Here is a 26,317-nt window from a genome sequence, read left to right as displayed (position 1 = left end):
GTTTCAAACACAAGTCCGTTACCAGTAATATAAAATGACCGAAGAGCTAAAAAAATACGAATCGACAATTAAGAAAAAGCATAGCTTCAATTGGACACCAAAATTTGAAGAAGAATTTAGGACTGATTTAAGTAAAACTGTATTTGTGCCAATCGTAATAAAAACTTTTGAAAAGTTAGAATGGGATTTAGTTTTTCAAGACGAAGTTTCGGCAGAAGCTAAAAGACAAGGAGACTTTAACAGATGGACTGAAAAAATCTCTGTGACCTACGATTTTGGTATAGTTAAAGTAAAGAGTGTATCACTTGGAAATGAAATGTGGGATAATGGACGTAATTCAAAGAGAGTTCGACTTTTTAAATACGCATTTCAACAAACTGAGAAAGAATTTGACAGAGAATCTTTAGCAGCATTAGAAAATGAAGTGGAAAAAGCAAATAATTGGGATGATTATGAGATTCCCGAAAATTTACCACAACCAAAAAAGCAAAAAGAGCCTAAATTGTGGATTCCTATTGTTGGTGGAATAATAACAGCACTCATTCTTGGATTTGTTGTCGCTTTTCTATCAGTGAAAGGGATTTATATAATTGGTCTTTTTGAAGTTGGAGTGGCTATTGTTATGGGATTTGTTTTAAAACAGCTTATAAAAGTTAGTAATTACACTTTTTATGACCACTTACATTATCTACTAATTGGAATGATTTTGATAACATATCTATCAAATCAATATTTCCAATATCAAATAATCTTAAACGAAAATAACTTTAGACCTTTTAGTTTTTGGGAATTTATGCAAGTAAGGTTCGAAGCTGGATTAACTATAAAGTCACTAAACACAGGTTGGATTGGCTTATTAGTAAGTTGGACTTTACAATTAGTAATTACCTATTTTGTTGGAGTTTTAAGACTGTCTTCAAGCCTAATATCCTATTCACTTAAAAGAGTGCCAATGGAAGTTGTTGATTTCGCTTATTATCATTTCGTAAAAGAAAAAACAGAAGACCAAGTAAGGGCAGAATTGGCAAAGATGGGTTGGAACAAAACACAAGACCAAGATGAAGTATTTGAATCAATTGGAGCCTTACAAGGAGCGACTGAATTTAGACGAATGGAATAAAAATACTACTGTCAACAATGGTAACCGTCGCGCAACCCAATAAATTCTAAAAAAAAACAAGGCATTCTTAGCACTTTTAAGAGTGCCTTTTTTTGAACTTTCCTATTGAATCCTAAATTTGCACCGCTTAAAATTCTGCTACAGTTGCCATATAGTGACTTTATTTTGAAAAAGATAAAAGCAAGCGATTTAGCACCACTTTTTGCAGTTTTTGTGATGAATTTGAATTTACAAACCCTAAGAAATAAGTATTCAATATCTTAGACTTGTGCAAGAGGCACATCGAATATATTTATTGCTAGTTATAGCCTACTTACAAAAATCCGCGCGGATTTTCTATTCTGTTTTTATTTGCTAAATTAGTTGTTGAAACACGCAACGAAATCAGACACACACGTTGGCGGTAATTAAAAACTGAAAATGACACGATATAAATACATATTCTTACTCTTAATTTTTACACTTTCCTGCAAAACAGACAAGGATACTACGAATAGAAAGGAAAGTAAGATTAATTTAGAAATTGATACGGATAAATCGCTATCTCTAATTTCAAAAGTTGACACTATTTTTGACGCCAATGCACCTAAAAGAATAACAAGGAATATCAAATTGGATCATGAAGGAAACTTGCTAATTGCAGCTTATGATGATATAATTCGATACAATGGAGATTCATTTAGTCTATTAAGTAAACCCCAAGGTTTAAAAAGTTGGTATGCATTTGATGTTTTAGAAGATAGTAAAGAGAATATTTGGATAGCAAGCGACCAATCAGGCGTATTTCGGATTGATTCCAGAACTGGTACTGTTAAAAATTTTACAACAGAAGATGGACTCGGCAATTTAAGAAATATGTGCATTTATGAAGACAAAGACGGAAATATTTGGGTAGGAGGGCAAGGAGGTTTGAGCAAATATGACGGAATCAAGTTTAGGAATTTTACAATCAAAGACGGATTACCTCACAATGACATTAACACAATTCTTGAGGACAATAAAGGAAATATTTGGTTTGGGACAAGAGGAAATGCAGGACTTTACAACGGACATACATTTTCTGAATTAAAGAATAATGAGGGTAAATCATTTTTCAATGTTTGGTCAATCATTGAGGATAAATCAAATAATGTATGGTTAGTTGATAGTAGTGGTCTTTGGAAATATAGTAATGAGACCTTTATTTATAAAAAACAAGATGTTTGGAAAATTTATGAGGATTCGAAGCGTGATTTTTGGTATACAGGAATGCTTAATGGAGGAGCTTCGATACTCAAGCATATTGAAGGAAACACAATAAATAATAAGGATTTTGATGTGATAGATATTTTTAAATCGGAAAAAATGTTTTTTGGAATCATGGAGGATAAAAAAGGAAATATATGGATAGGTGGTGGAGATGGAATTTGGTTATACAATGGTAAAACTGTTAAATATTACACAGGAACTTAAAGAATAAAGTAACTACCACCAACAATGGTAACCGTTGCACAGCCCAATAATTCTACAAAAAAAAATAAGGCACTCTTAGCACTTTTAAGAGTGCCTTTCTTTTGAGTTTTCCTATTATTCTATAATTTACATCGCTTAAAATTCTGCTACAGTTGCCATATAGTGACTTTATTTTGAAAAAGATAAAACCTAGCAATTTAGCACCACTTTTTGCAGTTTTCGCGATGAATTTTAATTTACAAACACTAAGAAATAAGTGTTCAATATCTTAGACTTGTGCAAGAGGCACACCGAATAAAATTTATTGCTAGTTCTAGCTTACTTACAAAAATCCGCGCGGATTTTCTATTCTGTTTTTATTTGCTAAATTAGGGTGCTTCAAATACGCAACAAGTCATATATAAACACGTTGTGGTAAATATGACAAGTAAAATCTACCGAAATTTTACAAGGAAGTATTAAAGCTGTATTATTGCAAATCTCACCAAGTAATTATATAAGGTATTTAAGAAAAAAAGATGTCTCAAAAAAGTGTTATTACAATAGTATTTCTTTTTTTAATTTCATCAACTATTCTTGTTGGTCAAACCAGTACAAAAGAATTAAAAACAATTTGGGAAAATACTAAAAATGCTGATTCTATCCGATTCAAAGCCTTAGCTAAATACTTCAAACTAAATAATCAAGCGCAACCCGACTCCACCCTTATTGTATTAGACTATTATTACGATTTAGCAAAAGAAAAAAATGCAACCGAAGAATTATTTCATGTGGCAAATAACAGAGGAAATATTTACAGGTTAAAAGGGGAATCGGATATAGCGATGAGCTATTACAAAGCAGCTGAAAGTATTGCAAATCAGCTATCTGATTTAGAATTGAAAGCAATCATTTTGGGCAATATAGGGAATGTACATATTCAAAATAAAGACTATAAACAAGCAACTCAACATTTTTCAAACTCTTTGAAGATTTATCAAGAAACTCATAACAAGAAAGGAGAATCACACATGTTAACCAGTTTAGGAAGTGTTTTTCTTATCATTCAAAATTATGAGGCTGCATTAGAATATTACCAAAAAGCTCTTTCCATTTCTGAAAATACCGCTATTGAAGATCGAAGAATAGCAGTCATTTATTTAAACATCGGTTGGGCAAACTTTAAAAAAAATCAATTTGAAGAAGCTCGAAAAAATTATGAAAAAGCATTAAAAATAGTAGAACAAACCAAAGATAAATTTTTTGCACTTAACGGTAATAGAGCATTGGCAAATATCCATATCAATTTGGGTAACTATGAAAAAGCTACTAGCTATGCAAAAAAGAACATGATGCTGAGTGAAGAACTACATACAGATATTCTTCATGGTGAATTAATTTTTGCACGATTGGCTTTTAAAAAAAATCGAGTGAAAGAAGCAATTCAAAAAGCAGAAGCGGTATTAGCTAAATTAGATTCAAATTCTAGCATTGAGTTAAGAGCGCAAGTGTTCGAACTATTGTACAATTGTTACAAGGATGAAAACAATACAAAAAAATCGTTAGAAATGTTCGAGCAATTTATTCTATACAAAGATAGCATTCAATTAGAAAAAAATAATTTCGCCGTTATAAGAGAAGCCGTTAAAAATGAATTTGATTTAAAATTGTATGAAAATAAATTAGAGAGTGAAAAAGCGCAAGCCAATCTAAAGCTAAGACAATTGAAAAATACTTTTTACATCATTTTCTGCGCTATTCTTTTAATAGCAGGTATCTTATTTTATTTTAATAGAACTCAGCGAAAGAATAAAGAAAAAAGAGAAGAGTTACTTCAAGAAATAAATAGATTAAAAAATATCGAAAGCTCAACAGTGATTGGAAATTCAAAACGATTCGAATTGAATAAAACAAAAATTGAAAATGCCATTGCGCAAAAGCTTAACGAAACCGATTGGAACATTTTAAATATTCTATTAAATAATCCAGTCGTTACAAATAAAGAAATTGCAGAAAAAGCCTTTATGAGTGTTCATGGAATTGGTTCTGCATTAAGACGAATGTACCTTTACTTTGATATAAAAGACTCGAAATACAAAAAAACAGAGTTGATTAGAGAAGCCATTAAAATTTCTAGAAATCCCTAGAAAAAAAGCAAAAAAATACACTTTTTCACAACTACGCGTGAAGCAATTTGCAATATAAATTTAGATTTTTGATATCAAAAGAATCTAAATGTATATACCGTTATGAAAAAAACTATTTCAATTTTATTTTTATTCCCTGTTTTATGTTTTGCACAGTGGACGCAGTTAGGCAACCATATTGAAGGCACACAATCATCAGGTAACTTAGGACAATCGGTAAGTATAAATGGTACTGGGCAAATCATTTCAGTCGGAGTACCAAATAAGACTAATTCAACTGGGAATAATACAGGGCAAGTACAAGTGTATGAATTGCAAGGTGCTAATTGGACGCCGAAAGGCAACCCTATAAATGGTATTAATTCTGGTGACAAATTTGGATTAACGCAGGAGCTTAGTGATAATGGTACTGTCGTTGCCATTGGCGCTCCTGGTTTTTTAACCAACCCTGCTACTTCGGGATACATGAGGGTTTATGAATTTAATGGTACTGATTGGGTGCAACGTGGTTCAGATTTGCTAGGTGACACTCCAAATGATTCGTACGGAACTGAGATAAGCTTGAGTGCAGATGGAAGCATTGTCGCTGTTGCAGCAGAGCCATTCATAACTGCTAGTTACATTCGTGTATTCCAATGGAACGGAATTGCTTGGAGTCAACTAGGTATTGATATTAGTACTGGCATAGCTGGTGATGCGTTTGGAAGATCAATTAGCCTGAGTGCTGACGGAATGACTCTAATTGCAGGAGCTGTCAATCACGATAGCCCATCAACAGATATAGGTAGGGCTATAGTTTTTGAATGGAATGGCACAAACTGGGTGCAAAAAGGAACAGATTTAATTGGAGATGAGGAAGATGATTTTTTTGGAGCTGGTGTTGCCATAAACGATAACGGCACTACAATAGTAGTAGGAGCTCGAGATAATGTTTTTAATATGTCGCGGGGTTATGTGAAAATTTTTGAGTGGAATGGTTCTAATTGGATGCAAAAAGGAAGCAACCTAATTGGTGAGCAGGGAGGTGACTTTTTCGGAGATGTGAATGATATCAATAATACTGGAGATATTATTATTTCAGGATCTGTATTGGGTAACTTTGCTAAAATTCACGAATTTCAAGGAACAGACTGGGTAGAACTGGATAGAATTAGCGTTGCAGGAGCAGGTCAATTTGGAACTGCAGTAGGTATGAATAATTCAGGAAGTCGAACAATCATAGGAGACTTTTCAAATTTAGTTGGTGGACTCAATGGAGCCGGTAGAGCAACAGTTTTTGAAAACAACTCATTAAGTATTGGTGATGTTGATCAAGAACTCAAATTAAACGTTTTTCCAAACCCTTCAAGCAGTTTTGTATATGTTGAAAGCAAACAAAACATTCAATGGTATAACATAGTGTCAATTAATGGTAAACTTGTGAAACATCAAATAATTACCAATCAAAAGAATTTTACAATTGATTTAAGGAATATAAGCGATGGTATGTATATACTAAAACTTGTTTCGGACACTAAAACGAAAAGCATTAAGCTCATAAAAAAATAGATTTACTATTTTTCATTTTCGCAAATCATTGTAGTAAATATGGATAAAAATTGAGCATTGCAAAATACGATTAGTATTGATTGAAAATAATAGGCCATATAAAAGATTTCCGATTGTATAAAAACAGCTAAAAGCTAATAGTTTCTATAATTAAGATTAACTAAAGATGCTGTATGAATTACAATTTTGAGAGACAAAACTAAAATAAAATGAACCTATTCAAAAATCACTGATTGGACAATAGTTGCCACAATACCAGCAATTTGTACAATTCAATAATTCCAATTAAAACCATCACATCCCATTCGAAAACAAAATCTCGCACTTCGAACAAATGGGCATCAATTCGTTGTTATGCGTTTCGCGGAATTTGGTAAAGGTGTCGCCATGCCAAACATCTTTTAAGTCGTTTTCGTATAAATTCCCCATCTTAAACTCGGTAAACTTTTTGCAGGAAACGACATTGCCCGAAGGCATCACGTCCATACGATTGGAAATTCCTAAACATGTGGATTTACACGAAGGTGCTTTTGATTTTCCCCGAAGATACGCTTCAATTTCATGCAACTCCAAATCGGGTTGAAAACGAATGCGAATGTTCCATGTTTTATCTAAAATACGATGAATTTGCGCGAGTAAATCATCCAACAAATTAATATCTATGTGAAAATCAAACGATTCCCACGTGCGCTTGCGAATGCGCGGTCGTTCCAACCAAGCAAACTGTTCGTTGTAATAATCGGTCATTTTCTTCGCTTCCTCTTCAGGAATATACCACGGGAAGTTAAAATACAAGGTATCAATGCCTTTGGCTTCAAAATATTCGCAACATTCGTATACATGCGGAATCAACTCGTTGCTAAACACGGCAGCAATCGAAATATGACCTTTGTACACGCCTTGTTGCTGCAAATCAATCAAATAATCGACATTATTCATGATTTTTTGAAAGGTTCCTTTTCCGCGAAGTTTGTCGTGCTGCGCTTCCAAACCTTCTACACTCACCAACGTCGTCAGTTTTTCAGAAATCTTTACTAAGGAATCTATTTTCCGTTTGATGGACAATCCATTGGTACACACCACGGTATCGCGCGGATCATTGGCAAGTAATTCTACCAATTCATTCCAATACGCATAAATCATCGGTTCGCCGCCCCACAAATAGATGTGCGATTGTTGTTTGTGCGTTTCTTCAAGAAGTTTCTTCACGATGTCAATATCCAAATCGCCTTGCACTTTCACTTCTTTTTTGTCCAACTCACGATGAAAACCAATATCATTCCACTGAAAACAATGTGTACAACGCAAGTCGCAACGATTGGTCAGTTTCAAACCAATTTCGTTCGGCACTTCAGTCGCATAACTCGGATTTTTCATGCGCTCAGCATACGTTTTACGCGTGAAATCGATTTTTTCCTTAAAGCGTTGCAGTGCTTTTTTAGTATATGGTTTGTTACTTTTTGGTTGCATCCGTGTGTAAATTTGCGATGATGTTTGTGTACGTTGTGATAAAACAAGGTGTTTTTGCCTTGATTTCCAAAAGATTCGACTGCATTTCTTGTAAAAGTAGGTCTTTTTGAGTGCTTTCTAACCACTTTTCAAGCGAAATTCCTAACTGCAAGGTTTCCCAAAGTTGCTGATTGTATTGTTCGTTTTTCCCGATAGATTGTAAAAAGAGCAGTGGTGTTTCTGTCATCAGCGAATCCATCAACGTCATGCCGCCAGGTTTGCTGACAATCGCTTTGCTTTTGAGTAATACGGTTAAAATCCCTGGATGTTTCTCGTAGTTTTTCGTGATGATTTCAGAATCGTTTTGAATCTTCCCGAAAGGCGGAAAACCCTCATCATACAACGGATTCCAATTGGGCTGATTGGCATACAACGTTATATTTTCTTTAGAAAGTTCTTGCGAGGCATTCACAATCAAATTCACATGATAGTCGTTTGTAAAATGATTGGTCATTTGAGTAAAATCGCCCAAATCCCAACCGCCGCCGTGCATGGCAACTTCGTTCTCGCGTTCCGAATAGGGAAGTGGTTGTATTTCAGGAATGTTCAATACATACTTGATGTCGTTTGTGTCTGCATTAAAAAAAGACACATCGTTTGCAATCAGGTTGTCATGTCGTTTCAAGGCTTCCCAAGTCGCAGAAACGGCGGAATCTACACGACACATATCAATAACACAGGTTGGATGCTGTTGTTTGTACGATTGCAAAGTATCCAACCACAATCCTGAAAAGCATAAAAAATGTGTTGTTTCATGCGATTCCCACTCCGTAAACAACGCTTTCGTTTTCTCGTCACTTAGTTTTTTGGTGTATTTAACAGGAATTCGTGAGGCAATTTGCGCCAAACGCACATCTTTTTGAAATGCTTTTTTAGTTTGCTCAAATTCCGCAGTTGCTTGTTCGTTAAAATAGCATTCTATACTGTAAATATGCACGTTGTACTGTAGCGCTTTGAGTCGCTCATACACCATCAGCGCAGGAAAATAAATGCCATAACCAATGATGGATGTAAGGATGTTGATGCTATGCGCTTTGGGTGCGTTCATTTAGTCTGCTTGCTCTCGTTCAATATAGGCTTTGACGGTTTTGTACACAAAAAATGTTTCCAAATCTACTTCTTCCAAATCTACTTCCACGCCAAATACATTTTCTATTTCCAGAATAAAATACATCATGTTTAAAGACGTCATTCCTAAGTCGCTGGTCAAATTGGTATCGTCTTGAATGTCTGCTGGCGTAATGGTTTCGTCGAGAATTTCGGTAAGAATAGTTGCTATTTTTTCTTTCATGAGGTTACTATTTTCGTTGGCTGAAATGAATTGCGTTACGATTCGTTTTTAAGCGCTTTATAGAGTTTTTCTGCACTACGCAATTGCACTTCTGTATTGATAGAAAACCAAGGTTTTGTGTAGGTTTCCGAAGCATATAGCAGCTCTTTAGCGATGAGTTGCTGCCAGACTTCATAAAAATTTTCTACAGCGTTGGTTGTTTTGTTTATTTTTTTCGGATTGAGAATTTGAATACCAGAACCGTAAATTGGCGTAATTTCCGTTCTGCTGAGTTTTGTAATTTTTCCATTGTGATGTTGAATAAAATCACCTTCAATTCCTTCCACAGGCTGCACAGGCACTAACATACATGCAGGTGAATTCAGTTGTTGGTATTGTTGAAAAATCCAGTCGAAATCAATTTCTACAATATTATCGCAGGTCAAGACTAAAAGCGGTTCGTCCAATTGTTTGAGTAAGGTGTGATACAACCACCACGCATTGCCTTTTCCGTTGGTATTAAAAATGTTGTGTACACCTTCTTTGATGGCGTATTCGGCAAGTTCGGCTCCTTTATAGCCAACCGTAATGCTGATGGTTTTCAAGTCGCTTTGCACGAGTTGTTTGAGCGAATTTCCAATCAGCATCGCATTGTTGAATTGAATCATGGCTTTTGAAGTCGTACTTGTAAGCGGCATCATGCGCAAACCTCGTCCTGCGGCTAGTATTAAGGCATGTTTAATCAAAATATCGCGTCGCTTTCAAAGGTTAATAATCGCAGCAATGCTTCTTTTTCCAAAGACGGTTGATTGTCGGTAGAGACCGATTCTTTAATAGCATTCTCTACACGTTGTTTGTGAATTAGATAAAATGATTCGTCGTTCAGTTTGATACTTGACGTAAACGGAACTTCATACGGATCAATCATGACTTCATCTACACTTTCGCCTGCTCTGGCAGGAATCTTTTGATAGCTTCCGCCGAAGCGTTCTATAAAACAATCGAGCGCATCTTGCATCAATACCGTTTTCATTTGCGGACAGAGAATGTTTCCTTGTGTTTTATCAATATGAATCAAGCAATTTTCCACCAATCGCACCGCATCATCCAAACTAAAGATAAATCGACGCATGTGCGCGCCTGTGGTTTCAATCAGGTTGTTGTTTTCTTTGAGCATTTTTTGCCAAATCGGAAAAACTGAACCTGTGGACCACGCGATGTTTCCAAACCGAACGCAGGCAAATTTTGTCGAAGCTTCGTTATTCATCAACACAAATAACTTTTCCATCACGCGTTTGGAAAGTCCGTAAAACGAATTGTTTTTGACACTGGCTTTGTCGGTTGAAATTCCAATAACGGTTGCTACCTTATGTTCAATAGCTGCGCGTGCAATGTTTTGCGAACCTTTGATGTTGATATCTAAACACTCATTCGGAAATTGTTCGGCAAGATGTACATATTTTGTCGCTGCTGCGTGAATAATAATATCTGGTTTTACAAGCGAGAAGGTTTCTCGTACCGCGTCCATATTGGTAATATCTAACGGAACGACTTCGCAACCCACGACTTTTCGAACACGTTCGTTGAGGTAATTATTCCGTCCGCAAGCAATCACATGATAATCTGCTTGAAACTTCCGTGCTAATGCACGACCTAAAAAACCTGTTCCGCCAGTGATGAGTATTTTTTTCATGAATGAATTACAAGCTTGCCTTGAATTTTAGGATTCTTTGATACGATTCGTCGATGCGTTTTTCTGAAATTTCACCGTCTTTCACCATCTTTTTTACAATGTCAATAATGTCTTGTGGTAAAATCATATCGCGACCTTTCATCGGAATGTGATTGGAAAACATCAAGACATCCACACCTGCGTGAATCGCCATTTGAATGGATTTTTCAAAACCAAATTGATCCGCAATCGCTTTCATCTGCATGTCATCTGAGAAAATAACGCCTGTGTAACCCAAATCGCCGCGTAAATAATCGGTCATGATCTTTTTGGAAAGTGTCGCAGGAAGTTTAGAATCGTCCAATTTATCATTTACAATATGTGCCGTCATAATTGCATCCACATTGCCTTCATACATCAATTTTACATACGGAAATACTTCTTGCGGTTTCCAATAGTTGCTTACATCGGTAACATTATAATGCGAATCTTGACGCGAATTTCCATGTCCAGGAAAATGCTTTACCACCGTTTTTACATTAAAATATCGATGACTCGAAATCACTTGTCGCGCATGTTCAATAATCTCTTGCGGATTTTCAGAAAAAGCACGTTCATTTTTTCCAATTGGAGGATTATCAGCATTATGCACGTCCAACACTGGCGCATAATTTACATTAATTCCAAGCGATAATAAGTTGTGCGCAATGATATCACTGTAATATTTGGTAGAATCAATATCGTTGGTATCGCCAAGGTATTTAGCAGAAACAGTTTTTGGGAAACCGTATTTTTGCTTTAAGCGATTTACAAGTCCGCCTTCTTCATCAATACTTACTAAGAGTGGCAATTCGGCATCTTTTTTCAGTATAGCAATGAGTTTTTTCAGTTTTTCAACAGAATTTTCTTTGGCAATATTCTTCTCATAGAGTAAAATACCACCCAATTTTTGCGCTTGAATATCAGCTAAAATTTTATTGTCAGGAAGGATTTCAGTGTCTTTTCCAATGCCTAACATAATCATTTGCCCAATCTTAATCTCCAAACTATCTACTTGTTGAACTTGAGAAAAGGCAAGGTTTCCCATCAAAAGGAACGCGATTGCAATAATTCCTGTATATATTTTCATGTATTACTTTTTTTAATTGCTTCAATTGTTTTGTCGCCATCTTGGTCGAATTTGTGATATTGTTCCACCACAAAATTGTCATAGAAAAAGCAGTATGCCAACTCTCCATTCTTATGGAAAAATAAAATAATTCGATCCGTCAAGCATTCTTCGTCATTAACGGTATAATATATTCGATACTTCACATAAAATATGCCACCTGTTTTAAAATATTCACGTTCCACCTCTTCATTGCTCTGGTACACCGCGTCTTTAAAGGGAACACGCATGCGGAAAACTTTTTCAAATTTAGCTCTCAGTGTTTCTTCTACAGCATCAATCGGGATAATGGTTTTCATGAATGTGATGGAATATATACGTTGTAATCTACGAAGGATGTATTCTTGTTTTGAATCGAATATACGGTAAAATTGATGAAATAAAAAGAATAATAGCTTGGGGATTCAATAAAGTAAATAAAACGAATTGTCGTACAAATGTGTGTCGGAATAGGGGAAATTTACAATTTTGGTTGTTTAATAAATGAAGTCTTTTTGTAAAAATCTTTAAATGAGAGGATTAAAAAGGCATTCTCACGCAACCAAATCACAAAACGTGCATCTATAATAGAAACCATCTAACCAAAAACGACATGAAAATTCAAAAAATAATCGCCATTGCACTTACAGTCACGCTTTTCTTTTCTTGTGATGAAGGCAACGATCCAGCACCATTCGCGCAAAGCAGTATTTCAGGAAAATTCCTCGCGCCCAATAATACAGATCCAATCGTCAACGGATTGATTACCGCAAGTAGGCAAGGCACGGTAATTTCTGAAACTGTATCCGCAACGGACGGAACTTTTACGTTGTCAAATTTAACAGCAGGTGAATACACAATTTCACTTCAAAAAGGGTTATTTAGCGCTGAAAGAACAGTTGCCATTACCGAAGATGAAAACCTTGATATTCCCGATATACCTATTGAAAGCTTTCCTAGAATCGCAGTCGTTACTGGAAGTTTTGATCATATTGAATCGGTGTTGTATGATATTGGTTTGGTAAATCCGTTTACGCAAGAACCATTGTTTGATATCATTAATGGAACTACTTTAGGAAGAGCTTCGGGACAAGGAATATTTGAAAAAGGACATACGCATGCACGCGGACATGGAAAAAACACTAGCATATCAAAAAACAACACAAATTTGCAGCCAAATGTAGATTTTAGTTTCTCTGATTTAATCGCGTCTCCAACAATGTTAGCTGAATATGATATCATTTTTTTAAACTGCGGATTGCGTGAAAACTTTACACAATTCAATGATAATCTAACACAATATGTTAGCAACGGTGGAATCTTATACGCAACCGATTGGGCTTCTGTTTACTTACAGGGAATTACAGGCGACGGACAGCAATATATTGATTTTTTAAATCCAATTAGAAGCGGTATTTCTACAGAAACAGAAGCGACTATTTTTGATCCAGACCTTATCGCTTGGTTGCAGGTTAATTTCGGAATTACAGTAAGTAATGACGATACCATTCTGTTAGACGAATTTCTCAATAGTTGGCAAGTAGTTGAGAGTGCCAATGATGCCAACGTTATCAGTTGGTTTAACGGACCTGTAACATACCGAGATGCTTCGGGAGCAGAAGTTACAGAAAATAAAGACTTAGCGTTTACATTTCTAGTAGGCGACGGCGGTGTATTTTATTCTTCATTTCATACGGAAAATCACGACGACGACTTTAGTACAGTAGACAGATTGTTGGAATATTTAGTATTTGAATTGTCTGCATTGTAATTTTAGAAATGTAATATACCAAAAAGCCTGAATGTTCTTTCCATTCAGGCTTTTTTTACATGAAAAATTGCTTGGCGCGAAGGCACTCAGAAAAACACGAAAAAGATAGTATCTTTGTCAGCAAAATGCATTAAGTACGTCTTATGCAATATAAAGTGAAAGGATAAACATGAAACGAGTAATAGTAGGACTTTCTGGTGGAGTTGATTCAAGCGTAACAGCCTATCTGTTAAAAGAGCAAGGTTACGAAGTTATTGGATTGTTTATGAAGAATTGGCACGATGATTCTGTCACCATTTCCAACGAATGTCCGTGGCTAGAAGACAGTAACGACGCTATGATTGTGGCAGATAAACTGGGAATCCCATTTCAAACGGTCGATTTAAGCGAACAATACAAAGAACGTATCGTTGATTATATGTTCAACGAATACGAAAAAGGACGTACGCCAAATCCGGATGTGTTGTGCAATAGAGAAATTAAATTTGATGTATTTCTAAAAATCGCTCTCGATTTAGGAGCAGATTATGTAGCAACAGGGCATTACTGCCGTAAAGAAACCATTGAAAAAGACGGAAAAACCATTCACAAATTACTAGCAGGTGTCGATGGCAACAAAGACCAATCGTACTTTTTATGTCAGCTTTCGCAAGAACAACTCTCTAAAGCATTATTTCCAATTGGCGAATTGACCAAGCCTGAAGTGCGCGAAATTGCAGCGAAAGCAGACTTAATCACCGCAGAAAAGAAAGATTCGCAAGGATTGTGTTTTATCGGAAAAGTAAAATTGCCCGATTTCTTACAACAACAACTACAACCCAAAGAAGGTGTCATTGTAGAAGTGCCAAATAGCGAAGAAAAATACCAAAAAGAAGTACCTACATTTGCTAGTAAAGAAGAAGAATTGGCGTTTAGAGCGCAAAAATATACCTATTCCAAAGCAGATGGAAAAGTAGTAGGAAAGCATCAAGGAGCGCATTATTTCACCAAAGGACAACGAAAAGGTTTAGCAGTCGGCGGAACGGCAGAACCTTTATTTGTTATTGAAACAGATGTAGAAGAAAATATCATTTACACCGGACAAGGAAAATCGCATCCAGGATTGTATCGTCGCACCTTATTTGTGTCGGATGACGAATTGCACTGGGTTCGCGAAGATTTAGCCTTACAACCCGACGAGTCCATGGAAGTCATGGCGCGTATTCGCTACCGTCAACCGTTACAAAAAGCGATAGTGTACAAAATTGAAGGTGGCGCGTATGTAGATTTCGAACAACCGCAAAGCGCCATCACCGAAGGGCAATTTGTAGCATGGTATATAGGTGATGAATTGATTGGTTCGGGAGTGATTTCTTGATGAACTTGAAGTTGAAGTTGAACTCGAACAACTTTGAAACTTCAAACAACGAACAACAAAAAACGAACAACAAAACTAAAATGTTAAATGCTGAATTTTGAATTTTAAATGAAAAATATAATCATTATAGCTGCTTTATGTATTTTCCAATTCGCAACTGCACAAACACAACACGCTTGGGTATATTTTACGGACAAGCCGAATGTGGCAACGGCGTTGGCAAATCCAACTACGATTTTGACGCAAAAAGCGGTTACTCGTAAAAACAATCATGGCGTTGCAATTGATGAACGTGATGTACCTGTAAACGAATCGTACATTGCGCAAGTAAAAATGCAAACAGGAATTACGGTAAAAGCAAAATCGAAATGGTTCAATTGTGTGCATGTGCTGGGAACGCAAACGGATATTGACAATCTGTTAAATCTATCGTTTGTGAGTGAAATTTTCTATGCTGATCGCTCCTTAAACACCTCAAGTAGGTCTTCTGCGGAAGCAAACAACACACGTACGGAAGAAAAATTTGAAACGCTTGTGATGTTTAATTACGGAAATAGCGGCAATCAAAACCAAATGATTAATGTACACAAACTCCACGAACTAGATTATACAGGCGAAGGCGTTACGATAGCCGTGATGGACAGCGGTTTTCCAAACGTCAACACCATGACTGCTTTTCAGCGATTACGCGATAATGGCGATTTGCTCGATGGATATGATTTTGTGGATAGAACGGCAAACATTTATGCCTATACAGGAAATAGTCACGGAACCAATGTGCTGTCAGACATGGCAGGATATGTGGATGGACAATTTGTAGGAACAGCACCAGATGCTAGCTATTATCTATTCAGAACCGAAGATGTAGCTAGTGAAACACCTTTGGAAGAATCGTATTGGGTAGAAGCTGCCGAACGCGCCGATAGTTTGGGCGTAGATGTGGTAAATACCTCATTAGGTTACAGTCGTTTTGACGAAAGTCGTTACGATTACACCACAGCAGATATGGACGGAAATACAACGTTTATTACTAAAGGCGCAAACATAGCTGTGGAAAAAGGAATACTAGTAGTAAATTCAGCTGGAAACGAAGGCAATGATGGTACTTGGGGAATTTTGACTGCACCAGCCGACGGCAACGTGTTTACGATTGGAGCTGTAAATGCTAGTGGAAACTATGCGTCGTTTAGTTCTCGTGGAAGAACGCCGAATGTGCCTGTAAAACCTGATGTAGTAGCGCAAGGAGCAGGCGTGTATGTCATTACTTCAGGTGGCGGTATTGCAACGTCTAACGGAACTTCGTTTTCATCGCCAATTATGGCAGGTGCTATGGCGTGCATGGTGCAAGCGTTTCCTAATAAAACAAATTTGGAGTTGATGCAAATTGTTCGTGAAACTGGCTCCATCTACAGTAATCCTACCATTCAATTGGGACATGGAATTCCTGACTTTGAAGCCGCATTTCAGACCTTGTCAAACGATACATCTCTTGCCACAGAAAAAATTCAAATTTATCCAAATCCCGCGAAAGCGATCTTAACAGTGACACTTCCAGAAACGATTCAAAATACAAAAATTACAATAGCGAATATGCTTGGAAAAACGATGGCAAACTACACAACAAATAGCTCTTTTCAACGTGTAGATGTAAGTCAGTTTTCGGCTGGAATGTATGTGTTGCGTATTGAAGCAGACGGAGAAATCATCACTAAAAAAATCATAAAACACTAAGCGAATGGCACTATTCGAACACAATAAAATCACACAATTATACAACATACAATACCCAATAATTCAAGGTGGCATGATTTGGGCAAGTGGCTGGCGATTGGCTTCTGCGGTCAGTAATGCTGGCGGATTGGGCTTGCTAGGCGCGGGTTCTATGTATCCAGATGTGTTGCGCGAACATATTCAAAAGTGTAAAAAAGCGACTGATAAACCGTTTGGTGTAAATGTTCCGATGTTGTATCCGAATATTGAGGAGATTATGGATATTATTGTGGAAGAAGGTGTGAAAATTGTGTTTACCTCTGCGGGAAATCCGAAAACGTGGACGCCATTTTTAAAAGAAAACGGTATTACGGTGACACATGTGGTGAGCAGTTCTAAATTCGCGTTAAAATCGCAAGAAGCTGGCGTACATGCGGTGGTTGCCGAAGGTTTTGAAGCGGGCGGACATAACGGACGTGAAGAAACAACCACGCTCACTTTAATTCCGAGTGTGAAAGAACAATTGGAAATTCCATTGATTGCTGCGGGAGGAATTGGCAGTGGAAAAGCCATGTTGGCAGCAATGGTGTTAGGAGCGGATGGTGTACAAGTCGGAAGTCGTTTTGTGGCTACAGAGGAAGCTTCTTCACATATCGAATTCAAAAAACAAGTCGTGGAAGCCAAAGAAGGAAGTACCAAATTGATGCTGAAAGAATTGGCGCCTGTACGATTGTTAAAAAATAAATTTTACCAAGATATTGAGGACTTGTACCAAACAGGACCAACCGTAGAAGAACTCAAAACCTTATTGGGAAGAGCGCGTGCGAAACGCGGCATGTTTGAAGGCGATTTGGTAGAAGGCGAATTGGAAATTGGACAAGTTTCTGCCTTGATTCACGATATCAAACCCGCAGCAACAGTTGTAGCGGATATGATTTCGGAATTTCAAGAACGTGTAGCGTTTGTGGAATCGCTTCGTTCAACGTAGGTTTTGATATTTTAGAATAAAGGCATTCTTAAAAGTGCTAAGAATGCCTTGTTTTTTGTAGAATTATTGGGTTGTGCAACGGTTACCATTGTTGTACGCAGTTTTTTATTCTTCCACAATCTCAACTCCATAAATTCCATTTTTGTTTTCTGGATATATCTTTTTCATTGTCTCGTAATAGTCGGCTAAAAATCGGTTCAGGTCCACAAGTCCATCTGTCGAATATCTTATGGTATCTTTTTTATCCGTTAGCATTAAAATTCCACGTTTGTTTTGGTCAGCATTTTTCCGCTTTTCATTTCGTTTTAGAAACTGCTCAAATTTCCAGATTGTATCGTTCTTGGATATTTTCACATCGTAAATCCTTTCCCATTTTGGGTTTTCCTCAAAAGTCAGTTCTATAAAATTACTAACAATATGAATTGAGTCTGATTGTTTTGTTATTTCGATTTGTTCATAACCTTGATAAGTACAAACAGAATGGTCAAACGAAATTGTCAGAGTGTCCAATTCAGTCATTTTTTGTCGGAAGTTGGACAAATCAGCAATCAAGTCAAATTCAGACACAGGTTTTTCTTTTTCCGCTTTTTGTTTGTCTTGACAAGACACGAAAATTATTACTCCGATTAATATGTAGATTGCTTTTCTCAAATTGCGTACAACGGTTTTGTGTATGGTTAGTTGCGTGGTTAAGCAACTAATTTAGTAAACAAAAACGAACGCGATAAAATTCCGAAGGAATTTTCCAAATAAGCACTTGCCAAAGCAATTAATTATACACGTTGTTGGCATTTCGTTGTTTATTTTTGTTCATAGAGTTCCCAATATTGGTCATCTATAAAACGCATAAATTTTTCGCTCGTAAATATTTCTCCGTAATCTCCATCTTCATCCAAAAGGTAAAAGCTTCCTTCTTTTTTCATAACAGCTGTATATTTCATACTTGCTTGAAATGGATTATCAAAATTATAATTTTTCCCAGATTCTTTACATACTATATTCAAAACAGAGTATAAAAATAAAAGTCGAGTTTCACGAAGAACTTCTTCCAATTCGTCAAGTGTTTTCAAATATTGACTTGGTGTGTTGATTGAATTAATATCAAAATCTTCTTTCAATAATTTCACATTATCTGTCCAAGGTTTATCTTCAAAGTTGTTCGAAATTTCATCAATCTCTTGCGATAATTTATTTAAGTCTTCTTTTGTCATTATTATGGATATTTTCAATTCCGATTAAGTGAGTAATTCGGAAAATTTGATTAACTATTTTTAATGGTAGTGAAATCTTTAAATGACTCTGAATATTTAAGATTTTTAATTCCGTTTATGAATGACCTTTTTTGAAACTTTTGTTCTTTATAATCGTTAAGAGTTATAATGTCTAATTCGTCTATTGAGTTTGAATATAATTTAAAGTCAATTTCTTCTCTAAATTCATTATCCTTTTCTTCCATTATCGAAAGCAAGCAGTCCAATTCATAAAATGGCATATTCTTAAACTTTTCAATAATATTTTTATTCGCGTCTAAGATTTCTTTTTCGGTAACTATTTTTTTTGTCATATTATTTCAGTTTTCTAATTTTGAGTGAGTTGTGCAATGAATGCCAACGTATGCATAACAGGAATTCCTGTTATTTCTACTATAACCAAACCTTTATTTTCATTAAAAATTTAGTTATTTTTAAAATTACACTATTCTTATTCAAAGTCAAAGTTATCCAACGAGTTTTATATTTTTGAATACTTGAATGTACATTGATTTCCTTTTTGCCCTTAGTGGCTTTAATAAGTATGTTGCTTTCTTCTAAGTAGAGTAGCATTTAAGTAACAAGTTCGCTTGTGTTGGTTTGCAACTATGAATTACCGTCAGTAATTCCGAATAGATTCAAACGCAGTTGAATTCGCTGTAATTCATTAGAATATTATGTAGTGAAGATACCTTTTTACGACATACAAAGAAATCTTATTGAAAAAACCTATCTTTAAGTAGTTTAAAAATTACGTATGAAAACAGCTGAACAATTCATGCAAGTGCATCCTGTATTGGCAGTCAAAGATGTGACGGCAGCTATCGGATTTTACGTCCACAACTTAGGATTTTCGTTGGCTTTTGCCGATGACACGAAAGCACCTCGATATGCTGGTGTACGACGTGATAATGTGGAAATTCACCTGCAATGGCACGATGCTTCCGAGTGGCAATACGGAATTGACAGACCAATTTTGCGTTTTGTCATTGCTGATACCGAAGCACTTTTTAACGAATACAAAACCAAAGGCGTTTTTCACGAGCGGACACAACTACGAGAAACTGCGTGGCAAACCAAAGAATTTGCGTTTTACGATTTGGATAGGAACGGCTTAACGTTTTATGAGGATTTGTAATTTCAGCTTTCAGTTTTTGGTCTTCAGTCTTCAGACTTGGGATACTTTTGAATCAATCGAATGCCTAAGCGTACACACAAAAGTACAGCGATGATAATTACAATATTTAGTTCATTCATAGATTTGGTTATTTTTTTCTACGAGCGTATTTCTTTCCTTTTTTTAATTTTTTTCCTTCATAGCCTTCAAACTGAATAGGCACAGAAATGTTACCGTCTTCTTCGGTAGCTTTATGAACAACAAAATGCAAATGTGGTGTAGTGGTAAAGCCTGTCATACCCGAAATTCCAATCTTTTGTCCGCGCGTAACGATGTCTCCATTTTCAACCAACGCACCCTTAAAATCTAAGTGATAATAGGAAGCTGTCGTACCATCATTGTGCTGAATGATAATAAAATTTCCATCGTTGGCAAACTTGCGTGTACGACCGTGTTTGTTAGAATCTTCTTTGATTAAAACAACTTTTCCTTCGCGAGCGGCATAAATGGTGTCGCCGATTTTCGTACCAAAATCATACGCATGATAGGAACGAATATGGTCATGCGAAAAACGTCCAAAATTCCCTTGAACCAACTTTCGCTTCTTTTTATACGGCAATAAATACACATACGAATCGTCATGTGAAGCTACACTAGGATCGCCATAACCGACTATAAAATCGAAATATCCGCTAAGTTTCAAACCTTGCGTTGTGTCAATCTTTCTACGCGGAATTTTCATGTAGTTTTCCTTTTTTTCTAAAGGTTGGAGTACTATTTTTTCAAAATATTTAAAGCTATTTGCTTCCTCGTTTTTTACTTTCAACCTAAAAAACATAGGTGATAGCATATTGTTTTTAATACTCAAAACCAACGTGTCTTTGGTGGTTTGAATCGTGTCTTTTTTGATGGAAATATGCTGTGCTTCTACGACAGAAACACTCAATACTACTAAAAAAAGAATCGTTAATCGTTTCATGATTTATGTTTTTGATGAAGATAAAATTGATGCACTTGTCTGCCCAATTCCGCTAAAAACGGAATGCCAATTTCGTCATATTCGTAGGTGTCATCATTGAAAATTTGGTTTTTATTGACGTGAATGGTTGCGGTAATGGTAAATGAAATAGCATTCTTAGTGTCTACAATATGTGCGCAATCGGTTAAATAGCCGTACGCATAGCCAACTTTATTGTACATTTTAATATGCGCAGGAATCGCTTCTTTTGAATCGCCAAACAGGAAGAATTTTACATAACTGTCATAATATTCAGGCTCGTCATAATCTTGTGCTTTTGGAGTTTTGTGCATCACGTCTAGTAAAAATTCGCGGTCACTTTCCGTTAGCTGAAATTGTGCTTTTTCGTCATATTTTTCAGGATAGTGTATGCGTTTCATAAGTTCATGCAGCGTAGAAATTGGCAAATAATTCTTCTTAGAAAAATCCATTGGCTGTTGTATGAGCGAATCATTTCGATAAAAACCCTTGCCTTTTTGTATTTTTTGAAGTTGCAACGCTTGAATTGTGTCATTCTGTTTGCTCGGTTCACGATGTGAAATTTTCATTTCACTTAAAAATAACACTTCTTCCGCAACGAGTCTATCCGCATTGTCTGTGCTTAAGCGATGTGAAATGCGTGCAGGTTGTAATCCTTTTTGTTGCAATTGCGAATTGATTTCGTCTTGACCTAAAAATTCAAATAGTCGATTATAGGATTCGTTACTGCTAATCGCAAAAATATCCTGAACTTCATTGCGAATGGTTGTGATGATAGAATCACTTTCAATAGAAAACCCTGTTCGACTCGTAATTTGCGGAATTCGATTCACTTTTTCCAACGCTAACAATGCCACAGGAAACTTTACACTGCTCGCAGGATAAAAATACACCGAATCATTCACTTGAAAACGAAAATCATTGCCTTCAGCATCTGTCACCATAATTTGCACTTCGTACGCTTCCAAATTTTGCATCACACGTTGAATTTTAGGCGAATCAGCGTTCAACGCAAACTGAATTGGGTCGTTGTAGGTTTTACGTTCGGTACAGCTCACACAGGCTATTAATACTAAAAAAAGTACTTTGTTCATCAAAAAAAATTAAAAGTTGCTACAAGATACTATTTTATCTAAAGAGTAGTAATTTCAAAAAATGTTACATTTTTTGATTCAAAATGTATTTCAAGATTTAAATTTTGTACATTTAAGGATGTACAAATTAGCATTTTTATAATGTGTAAAAAAATTTTTTTTGTAGCATTCGTTTGTGTTTTTGGATTGATTTCTTGCGAAGAAAAAGAATACAATACAAGACAAATACTTTTCAAGCAACTTGAAGAAACTCCTGAATTTCATGCGCTTTCAAAACGATTAGATTCTCTTAAAGAAGAAGGTATTGAGGCTAAATTAAGTGTTTCTTTTTTAAAAGAGAATATTGATACAACTGTAGAGAAAAATTTAATGACCGCTGTAATTTATGAAAATCTAGGATTTGCTGAAACTATTCAATTTGTGATAAAATACGATTCCATTGCGAACAAAATAATTTCCATAACAAAAGATTTAGAATAAAAAAAGTGCCTGCATTACACAGACACTTTGTCAATACTTAGATGATTCTAAAAATTACACTGCTTTCGAAATGGTTTTTTTCTTTTTCTTGGTGGAAAGGTCAATTTCAACCTGATTTTTTAAAATATCGTCAAAAGTTTCTCGCTTTCTAATTAAATGTGCTTCATTGTTATACCATAATACTTCCGCAGGACGATAACGCGAATTGTAATTGCTCGCCATCGAGAAACAGTACGCACCCGCATTGTTAAACTTTAAAATATCGCCTTCGCGGATTTCAGAAATGCGTCGGTTGTTGCCAAAAGTATCGGTCTCGCAAATATAACCCACTACTGAATAATAACGCTCGCGACCGTTTGGATTGGAAATATTTTCGATATGATGATATGAATTGTACAACATCGGACGGATAAGGTGATTGAAACCACTGTCGATGCCCGCAAAAACGGTTGAAGTGGTTTGTTTTACCACATTTACTTCGGCTAAAAAATATCCTGCTTCGCTGACGAGAAATTTTCCGGGTTCAAAGTTGAGTGATAATTCTTTTCCGTATTCTTGGCAGAAGTCGTTGAAACGCACGCTGAGTTTTTCGCCCAATTCTTCAATATTGGTCTGAATATCGTCTTTTTTGTACGGCACTTTAAATCCGCTCCCGAAGTCGATAAAATCTAGCTTTTTGAAGTTTTTGGCGGTTTTAAATAAGATTTCTGAAGCGTATAAAAACACATCAATATCTAAAATATCACTTCCTGTATGCATGTGAATTCCGTTGATGTGCATGCCAGTCAATTCTACAATGCGCAATACGTGCGGAATTTGATGAATGGAAATTCCAAACTTGGAGTCAATATGTCCCACAGAAATGTTGTGATTTCCACCAGCCATGACATGTGGATTGATACGGATACACACAGGAATCGTAGGATGTTTGCTGCCAAACTGTTCCAAAATAGAAAGATTGTCAATATTAATTTTAACGCCTAATTGGGCTGCACGTTCAATTTCTTGCAACGATACTCCATTGGGCGTATACATAATGTCTTCGGCATCAAAACCAGCTGCCAAGCCCAACTGTACTTCTTGAATGGAAACCGTGTCCAATCCCGCGCCAAGCGATTTCATCAACTTTAAAATGCTCAAGTTAGATAGTGCTTTTACGGCATAATGTAATTTTAATTTAGGTACGGTTTGAAATGCGTTTGTTAATCGTTCGTACTGAGAAGTAATTTTTTCGGCATCATATACGTAGGTTGGACTACCAAATTCTTCTACGATTGCTAATAAATCAGATTCTTTCATGGCATTATTTTACAGGTTCAAAACTATAATAAAATGAAATTACGATAAAGAAAACTAAGTAAAAAATATAAAAATAACACAAAAAGTTAAATATATAACATTTGTATAATTGTAATACTACAAAATCGCTTTTTGAAATCTTTTTAAATCGCAATTAAATAAGTGTTTGAAAGTATGCGTTTTATGCTTGTATATAAAAGCGTATATCATCCAATTTAAGGCTGTAACACTTGATTTTCATAGGAAAGCTGTATTCCTTTACATCATAATCAAAACTATTAAAATCATGAAAAAAAAGAATTTAAAAAACTTATCATTATCGAAATCTACCGTATCAAGTTTAGAAATTAAAGGAGGAAACATTCCTAGTCCGCCATCATTTACATGTTTTACTTGGTGTGGAGGACCGCAATGTGTAACAGCAGTACCAACAGTGACCTGTGTAGTACATTGCGGGACAGTAACGTATAATACGGTGAAATAAAACAATCAATTTTTAGTGATACGAAATTATCTAAATCATGTATCACAAACAAAGTACAGCACCATTTCAATGACTATTGAGATGGTGTTTTTTTAACTGAAAATCTATGGAAAAACCGTAATGAGTTGATTTTGAATATGTGTATCTTTTCAGTATCACTAAAAAATTATACAATTATGAAAAAAAAGAAACTTACTTCGTTAACGCTTAATAAGCAAAAAATTAGCCAATTACACGAGCTCAAAGGTGGTGAAACCCCAGTTAGTGTTGTACCAACTTATGATGACGCTTGTTTTTCAGATTTTTGTAAATATGTTTCTATTTTTGTGTGTCCACCACCAGAAACTGAATTTTGTACGGTAGAATGTCAAACACAAGATTGTACGTTTGTGAACTGTTAATAGCCATGTTGCGTATTATTTTCTTATCTGGAAAATATAAAGTAGCATTCTAAAAATACGTGCGATACACATATTTTATGTAGAATAAATTATGCAAAAGAGTCAATTATACAATTGGCTCTTTTGTTCTTTTTATACAATCCATCAAAAACCAAAATTAATTGGGTTTAGTGCGTTCGATTTTTTACATTTGTGGCACTATAAAAAATTTCGTAAAATGAATCTACACGAATACCAAGGAAAAGAAATATTAGCAAGTTTTGGCGTACGCGTTCAAAGAGGAAAAGTAGCAACCACTCCAGCAGAAGCTGTAGCAGCTGCAAAGCAATTAACCGAAGAAACTGGCACAGGATGGCATGTGATTAAAGCACAAGTTCATGCAGGTGGACGCGGAAAAGGCGGCGGAGTAAAACTTGCAAAAAATCTTCAGGAAGTAGAAGAAATCGCAGGACAAATTATCGGAATGGATTTGGTAACACCGCAAACTTCTGCAGAAGGAAAGCGTGTTCATCAAGTATTGGTTGCTGAAGATGTGTATTATCCTGGCGATAGTGAGCCAAACGAATTTTATATGTCTGTGTTGTTAAACAGAGCAACAGGCCGCAATATGATTATGTATTCTACCGAAGGAGGAATGGATATTGAAACGGTTGCTGAAGAAACACCACACTTAATTTTTACAGAAGAAATTGACGCCGCACAAGGATTGTTGCCTTTTCAAGCGAGAAGAGTAGCCTTCAATTTAGGATTGAGCGGAACAGCGTTTAAAGAAATGACCAAATTCGTAACGTCATTATACAAAGCGTATGTATCTTCTGATTCTTCATTGTTTGAAATCAATCCAGTATTGAAAACTTCTGACGATAAAATCATGGCAGTAGATGCTAAAGTTACGTTGGATGACAACGCATTGTTCCGTCACAAAGACTATGCAGCTATGCGCGATTTACGCGAAGAAAACCCAATTGAAGTAGAAGCAAAGGAAGTAGGTTTAAACTATGTAGATCTTGACGGAAATGTAGGTTGTATGGTAAATGGTGCTGGATTGGCAATGGCTACGATGGACTTAATTAAAATGGCTGGAGGAGAACCTGCAAACTTCTTAGATGTTGGTGGAACTGCAGATGCAAAACGTGTAGAAGAAGCGTTTAGAATTATCTTAAAAGATCCAAATGTAAAAGCAATTTTAATCAATATTTTTGGTGGAATTGTACGTTGCGACCGTGTTGCACAAGGTGTGGTAGATGCGTATAAAAATATGGGCGATGCTATTCAAGTGCCAATTATTGTACGTTTGCAAGGAACCAATGCAGATATCGCCAAAGAATTGATTGACAATTCAGGATTGGCAGTAGAATCAGCAGTAGAATTCCAAGAAGCTGCGGATAAAGTACAAGCTGTGTTAGCGTAAAAATTCAGTTATATATTTAGTATATATTCAATTTATATATAAAACTGTCTTTAAAAGTTTATAATTCGTCAAACCGAACTCGATTCGGTTTCCCATAACAGTGAGAAATCATGT

Annotated in this window: 26 protein-coding genes; 13 read left to right on the top strand and 13 right to left on the bottom strand. The window is 35.9% G+C overall.

The annotated features are described in order from the left end of the window. Positions 1-34 precede the first annotated feature (34 nt). From C8N46_RS18005 to C8N46_RS17990, 4 genes are all read left to right on the top strand, one after another. Positions 35-1,120, top strand: coding sequence for a hypothetical protein (locus tag C8N46_RS18005; RefSeq protein ID WP_108116504.1), 1,086 nt, complete (start codon positions 35-37; stop codon positions 1,118-1,120). Positions 1,121-1,540: 420 nt separating this feature from the next. Then, positions 1,541-2,572 carry a ligand-binding sensor domain-containing protein gene (locus tag C8N46_RS18000; protein ID WP_108116503.1) on the top strand — a complete coding sequence of 344 codons (1,032 nt, stop codon included), beginning with the start codon at positions 1,541-1,543 and terminating at the stop codon, positions 2,570-2,572. Positions 2,573-3,090: 518 nt separating this feature from the next. Further along, entirely contained in the window at positions 3,091-4,698 is a 1,608-nt protein-coding gene (locus C8N46_RS17995) for a tetratricopeptide repeat protein (protein ID WP_108116502.1), read from the top strand. 102 nt (positions 4,699-4,800) lie between these two features. Beyond that, the gene (locus C8N46_RS17990; protein WP_108116501.1) at positions 4,801-6,246 is read left to right on the top strand and encodes a T9SS type A sorting domain-containing protein; all 1,446 of its coding nucleotides are present in this window, start codon (positions 4,801-4,803) and stop codon (positions 6,244-6,246) included. 294 nt (positions 6,247-6,540) lie between these two features. On the opposite strand, the gene C8N46_RS17985 is transcribed toward C8N46_RS17990, so the two are convergent. From C8N46_RS17985 to C8N46_RS17955, 7 genes are read right to left on the bottom strand one after another with little or no spacing between them, the layout of a single operon-like run. After that, a complete protein-coding gene (locus tag C8N46_RS17985) occupies positions 6,541-7,716 on the bottom strand; it encodes a radical SAM/SPASM domain-containing protein (RefSeq protein ID WP_108116500.1) in 1,176 nt (391 codons plus the stop codon). Then, on the bottom strand, positions 7,700-8,803 hold the full coding sequence (locus C8N46_RS17980; protein WP_108116499.1) for a hypothetical protein: 1,104 nt from the start codon (positions 8,801-8,803) through the stop codon (positions 7,700-7,702). Before C8N46_RS17980 ends, C8N46_RS17985 begins: the two co-directional genes overlap by 17 nt. Beyond that, positions 8,804-9,046: an acyl carrier protein gene (locus C8N46_RS17975; RefSeq protein WP_108116498.1), complete on the bottom strand. Its 243-nt coding sequence runs from the start codon at positions 9,044-9,046 to the stop codon at positions 8,804-8,806. Positions 9,047-9,081: 35 nt separating this feature from the next. Next, complete coding sequence (locus tag C8N46_RS17970) at positions 9,082-9,771, bottom strand: nucleotidyltransferase family protein (protein ID WP_245896951.1); 690 nt, start codon at positions 9,769-9,771, stop codon at positions 9,082-9,084. Then, on the bottom strand, positions 9,768-10,718 hold the full coding sequence (locus C8N46_RS17965; RefSeq protein ID WP_108116496.1) for an SDR family NAD(P)-dependent oxidoreductase: 951 nt from the start codon (positions 10,716-10,718) through the stop codon (positions 9,768-9,770). Before C8N46_RS17965 ends, C8N46_RS17970 begins: the two co-directional genes overlap by 4 nt. A gap of 7 nt (positions 10,719-10,725) precedes the next feature. Then, positions 10,726-11,826 (bottom strand): glycoside hydrolase family 3 protein, encoded by a 1,101-nt coding sequence (locus C8N46_RS17960; protein ID WP_108116495.1) that lies wholly within the window; start codon positions 11,824-11,826, stop codon positions 10,726-10,728. After that, positions 11,823-12,164: a hypothetical protein gene (locus C8N46_RS17955; protein WP_108116494.1), complete on the bottom strand. Its 342-nt coding sequence runs from the start codon at positions 12,162-12,164 to the stop codon at positions 11,823-11,825. Before C8N46_RS17955 ends, C8N46_RS17960 begins: the two co-directional genes overlap by 4 nt. 293 nt (positions 12,165-12,457) lie before the next feature. On the opposite strand from C8N46_RS17955, the gene C8N46_RS17950 reads away from it, so the two are divergent. The 4 genes from C8N46_RS17950 to C8N46_RS17935 all read left to right on the top strand — a co-directional run bounded on the left by C8N46_RS17950 (position 12,458) and on the right by C8N46_RS17935 (position 17,670). Then, on the top strand, positions 12,458-13,615 hold the full coding sequence (locus C8N46_RS17950) for a carboxypeptidase-like regulatory domain-containing protein (RefSeq protein ID WP_108116493.1): 1,158 nt from the start codon (positions 12,458-12,460) through the stop codon (positions 13,613-13,615). A 169-nt stretch (positions 13,616-13,784) separates the two neighbouring features. After that, the gene (gene mnmA, locus C8N46_RS17945; RefSeq protein WP_108116492.1) at positions 13,785-14,972 is read left to right on the top strand and encodes a tRNA 2-thiouridine(34) synthase MnmA; all 1,188 of its coding nucleotides are present in this window, start codon (positions 13,785-13,787) and stop codon (positions 14,970-14,972) included. 108 nt (positions 14,973-15,080) lie between these two features. Next, positions 15,081-16,703 carry a S8 family serine peptidase gene (locus C8N46_RS17940; RefSeq protein ID WP_108116491.1) on the top strand — a complete coding sequence of 541 codons (1,623 nt, stop codon included), beginning with the start codon at positions 15,081-15,083 and terminating at the stop codon, positions 16,701-16,703. Between the two features lie 4 nt (positions 16,704-16,707). Then, positions 16,708-17,670, top strand: a complete 963-nt coding sequence (locus tag C8N46_RS17935; RefSeq protein ID WP_108116490.1) for an NAD(P)H-dependent flavin oxidoreductase — start codon at positions 16,708-16,710, stop codon at positions 17,668-17,670. A gap of 105 nt (positions 17,671-17,775) precedes the next feature. On the opposite strand, the gene C8N46_RS17930 is transcribed toward C8N46_RS17935, so the two are convergent. The 3 genes from C8N46_RS17930 to C8N46_RS17920 all read right to left on the bottom strand — a co-directional run bounded on the left by C8N46_RS17930 (position 17,776) and on the right by C8N46_RS17920 (position 19,234). Then, the gene (locus C8N46_RS17930) at positions 17,776-18,321 is read right to left on the bottom strand and encodes a hypothetical protein (protein ID WP_108116489.1); all 546 of its coding nucleotides are present in this window, start codon (positions 18,319-18,321) and stop codon (positions 17,776-17,778) included. Between the two features lie 149 nt (positions 18,322-18,470). Continuing rightward, on the bottom strand, positions 18,471-18,881 hold the full coding sequence (locus tag C8N46_RS17925) for a hypothetical protein (protein ID WP_108116488.1): 411 nt from the start codon (positions 18,879-18,881) through the stop codon (positions 18,471-18,473). Between the two features lie 50 nt (positions 18,882-18,931). Then, positions 18,932-19,234 (bottom strand): hypothetical protein, encoded by a 303-nt coding sequence (locus tag C8N46_RS17920; RefSeq protein ID WP_108116487.1) that lies wholly within the window; start codon positions 19,232-19,234, stop codon positions 18,932-18,934. A gap of 443 nt (positions 19,235-19,677) precedes the next feature. On the opposite strand from C8N46_RS17920, the gene C8N46_RS17910 reads away from it, so the two are divergent. Then, positions 19,678-20,058, top strand: coding sequence for a VOC family protein (locus C8N46_RS17910; protein ID WP_108116485.1), 381 nt, complete (start codon positions 19,678-19,680; stop codon positions 20,056-20,058). A 127-nt stretch (positions 20,059-20,185) separates the two neighbouring features. Here the strand turns inward: C8N46_RS17910 and C8N46_RS17905 are convergent, their stop codons facing one another. Beyond that, complete coding sequence (locus tag C8N46_RS17905; RefSeq protein WP_108116484.1) at positions 20,186-21,016, bottom strand: M23 family metallopeptidase; 831 nt, start codon at positions 21,014-21,016, stop codon at positions 20,186-20,188. Then, the gene (locus C8N46_RS17900; protein WP_108116483.1) at positions 21,013-22,128 is read right to left on the bottom strand and encodes a serine hydrolase; all 1,116 of its coding nucleotides are present in this window, start codon (positions 22,126-22,128) and stop codon (positions 21,013-21,015) included. Before C8N46_RS17900 ends, C8N46_RS17905 begins: the two co-directional genes overlap by 4 nt. 141 nt (positions 22,129-22,269) lie before the next feature. Here C8N46_RS17900 and C8N46_RS17895 point away from each other — a divergent pair, with 141 nt between their 5' ends. Beyond that, entirely contained in the window at positions 22,270-22,608 is a 339-nt protein-coding gene (locus C8N46_RS17895; protein ID WP_108116482.1) for a hypothetical protein, read from the top strand. Between the two features lie 54 nt (positions 22,609-22,662). Here the strand turns inward: C8N46_RS17895 and lysA are convergent, their stop codons facing one another. Continuing rightward, the gene (lysA, locus tag C8N46_RS17890; protein WP_108116481.1) at positions 22,663-23,907 is read right to left on the bottom strand and encodes a diaminopimelate decarboxylase; all 1,245 of its coding nucleotides are present in this window, start codon (positions 23,905-23,907) and stop codon (positions 22,663-22,665) included. A gap of 286 nt (positions 23,908-24,193) precedes the next feature. On the opposite strand from lysA, the gene C8N46_RS20210 reads away from it, so the two are divergent. From C8N46_RS20210 to sucC, 3 genes are all read left to right on the top strand, one after another. Then, positions 24,194-24,391 (top strand): hypothetical protein, encoded by a 198-nt coding sequence (locus C8N46_RS20210; protein WP_146169874.1) that lies wholly within the window; start codon positions 24,194-24,196, stop codon positions 24,389-24,391. 176 nt (positions 24,392-24,567) lie between these two features. Then, positions 24,568-24,792, top strand: a complete 225-nt coding sequence (locus tag C8N46_RS17880) for a hypothetical protein (protein ID WP_108116479.1) — start codon at positions 24,568-24,570, stop codon at positions 24,790-24,792. Positions 24,793-25,009: 217 nt separating this feature from the next. Further along, positions 25,010-26,203 (top strand): ADP-forming succinate--CoA ligase subunit beta, encoded by a 1,194-nt coding sequence (sucC, locus tag C8N46_RS17875; RefSeq protein ID WP_108116570.1) that lies wholly within the window; start codon positions 25,010-25,012, stop codon positions 26,201-26,203. The last annotated feature ends 114 nt before the right edge of the window (positions 26,204-26,317 follow it).

The organism is Kordia periserrulae (assembly GCF_003054265.1).
Taxonomy (GTDB): Bacteria; Bacteroidota; Bacteroidia; order Flavobacteriales; family Flavobacteriaceae; genus Kordia; species Kordia periserrulae.
Note: the sequence above shows the minus strand (reverse complement) of the source record. Positions and strands in the feature narration are given on the sequence as shown.

Coding starts and splice junctions, on each gene's coding strand:
- lysA (WP_108116481.1), bottom strand. CDS start 23,907: ATGAAAGAATCTGATTTATTAGCAATCGTAGAAGAATTTGGTAGTCCA.
- C8N46_RS17980 (WP_108116499.1), bottom strand. CDS start 8,803: ATGAACGCACCCAAAGCGCATAGCATCAACATCCTTACATCCATCATT.
- C8N46_RS17950 (WP_108116493.1), top strand. CDS start 12,458: ATGAAAATTCAAAAAATAATCGCCATTGCACTTACAGTCACGCTTTTC.
- C8N46_RS17960 (WP_108116495.1), bottom strand. CDS start 11,826: ATGAAAATATATACAGGAATTATTGCAATCGCGTTCCTTTTGATGGGA.
- C8N46_RS17920 (WP_108116487.1), bottom strand. CDS start 19,234: ATGACAAAAAAAATAGTTACCGAAAAAGAAATCTTAGACGCGAATAAA.
- C8N46_RS17935 (WP_108116490.1), top strand. CDS start 16,708: ATGGCACTATTCGAACACAATAAAATCACACAATTATACAACATACAA.
- mnmA (WP_108116492.1), top strand. CDS start 13,785: ATGAAACGAGTAATAGTAGGACTTTCTGGTGGAGTTGATTCAAGCGTA.
- C8N46_RS17900 (WP_108116483.1), bottom strand. CDS start 22,128: ATGAACAAAGTACTTTTTTTAGTATTAATAGCCTGTGTGAGCTGTACC.
- C8N46_RS17880 (WP_108116479.1), top strand. CDS start 24,568: ATGAAAAAAAAGAAACTTACTTCGTTAACGCTTAATAAGCAAAAAATT.
- C8N46_RS17955 (WP_108116494.1), bottom strand. CDS start 12,164: ATGAAAACCATTATCCCGATTGATGCTGTAGAAGAAACACTGAGAGCT.
- C8N46_RS17995 (WP_108116502.1), top strand. CDS start 3,091: ATGTCTCAAAAAAGTGTTATTACAATAGTATTTCTTTTTTTAATTTCA.
- C8N46_RS17905 (WP_108116484.1), bottom strand. CDS start 21,016: ATGAAACGATTAACGATTCTTTTTTTAGTAGTATTGAGTGTTTCTGTC.
- sucC (WP_108116570.1), top strand. CDS start 25,010: ATGAATCTACACGAATACCAAGGAAAAGAAATATTAGCAAGTTTTGGC.
- C8N46_RS20210 (WP_146169874.1), top strand. CDS start 24,194: ATGAAAAAAAAGAATTTAAAAAACTTATCATTATCGAAATCTACCGTA.
- C8N46_RS18005 (WP_108116504.1), top strand. CDS start 35: ATGACCGAAGAGCTAAAAAAATACGAATCGACAATTAAGAAAAAGCAT.
- C8N46_RS18000 (WP_108116503.1), top strand. CDS start 1,541: ATGACACGATATAAATACATATTCTTACTCTTAATTTTTACACTTTCC.
- C8N46_RS17990 (WP_108116501.1), top strand. CDS start 4,801: ATGAAAAAAACTATTTCAATTTTATTTTTATTCCCTGTTTTATGTTTT.
- C8N46_RS17975 (WP_108116498.1), bottom strand. CDS start 9,046: ATGAAAGAAAAAATAGCAACTATTCTTACCGAAATTCTCGACGAAACC.
- C8N46_RS17965 (WP_108116496.1), bottom strand. CDS start 10,718: ATGAAAAAAATACTCATCACTGGCGGAACAGGTTTTTTAGGTCGTGCA.
- C8N46_RS17895 (WP_108116482.1), top strand. CDS start 22,270: ATGTGTAAAAAAATTTTTTTTGTAGCATTCGTTTGTGTTTTTGGATTG.
- C8N46_RS17985 (WP_108116500.1), bottom strand. CDS start 7,716: ATGCAACCAAAAAGTAACAAACCATATACTAAAAAAGCACTGCAACGC.
- C8N46_RS17910 (WP_108116485.1), top strand. CDS start 19,678: ATGAAAACAGCTGAACAATTCATGCAAGTGCATCCTGTATTGGCAGTC.
- C8N46_RS17940 (WP_108116491.1), top strand. CDS start 15,081: ATGAAAAATATAATCATTATAGCTGCTTTATGTATTTTCCAATTCGCA.
- C8N46_RS17925 (WP_108116488.1), bottom strand. CDS start 18,881: ATGACAAAAGAAGACTTAAATAAATTATCGCAAGAGATTGATGAAATT.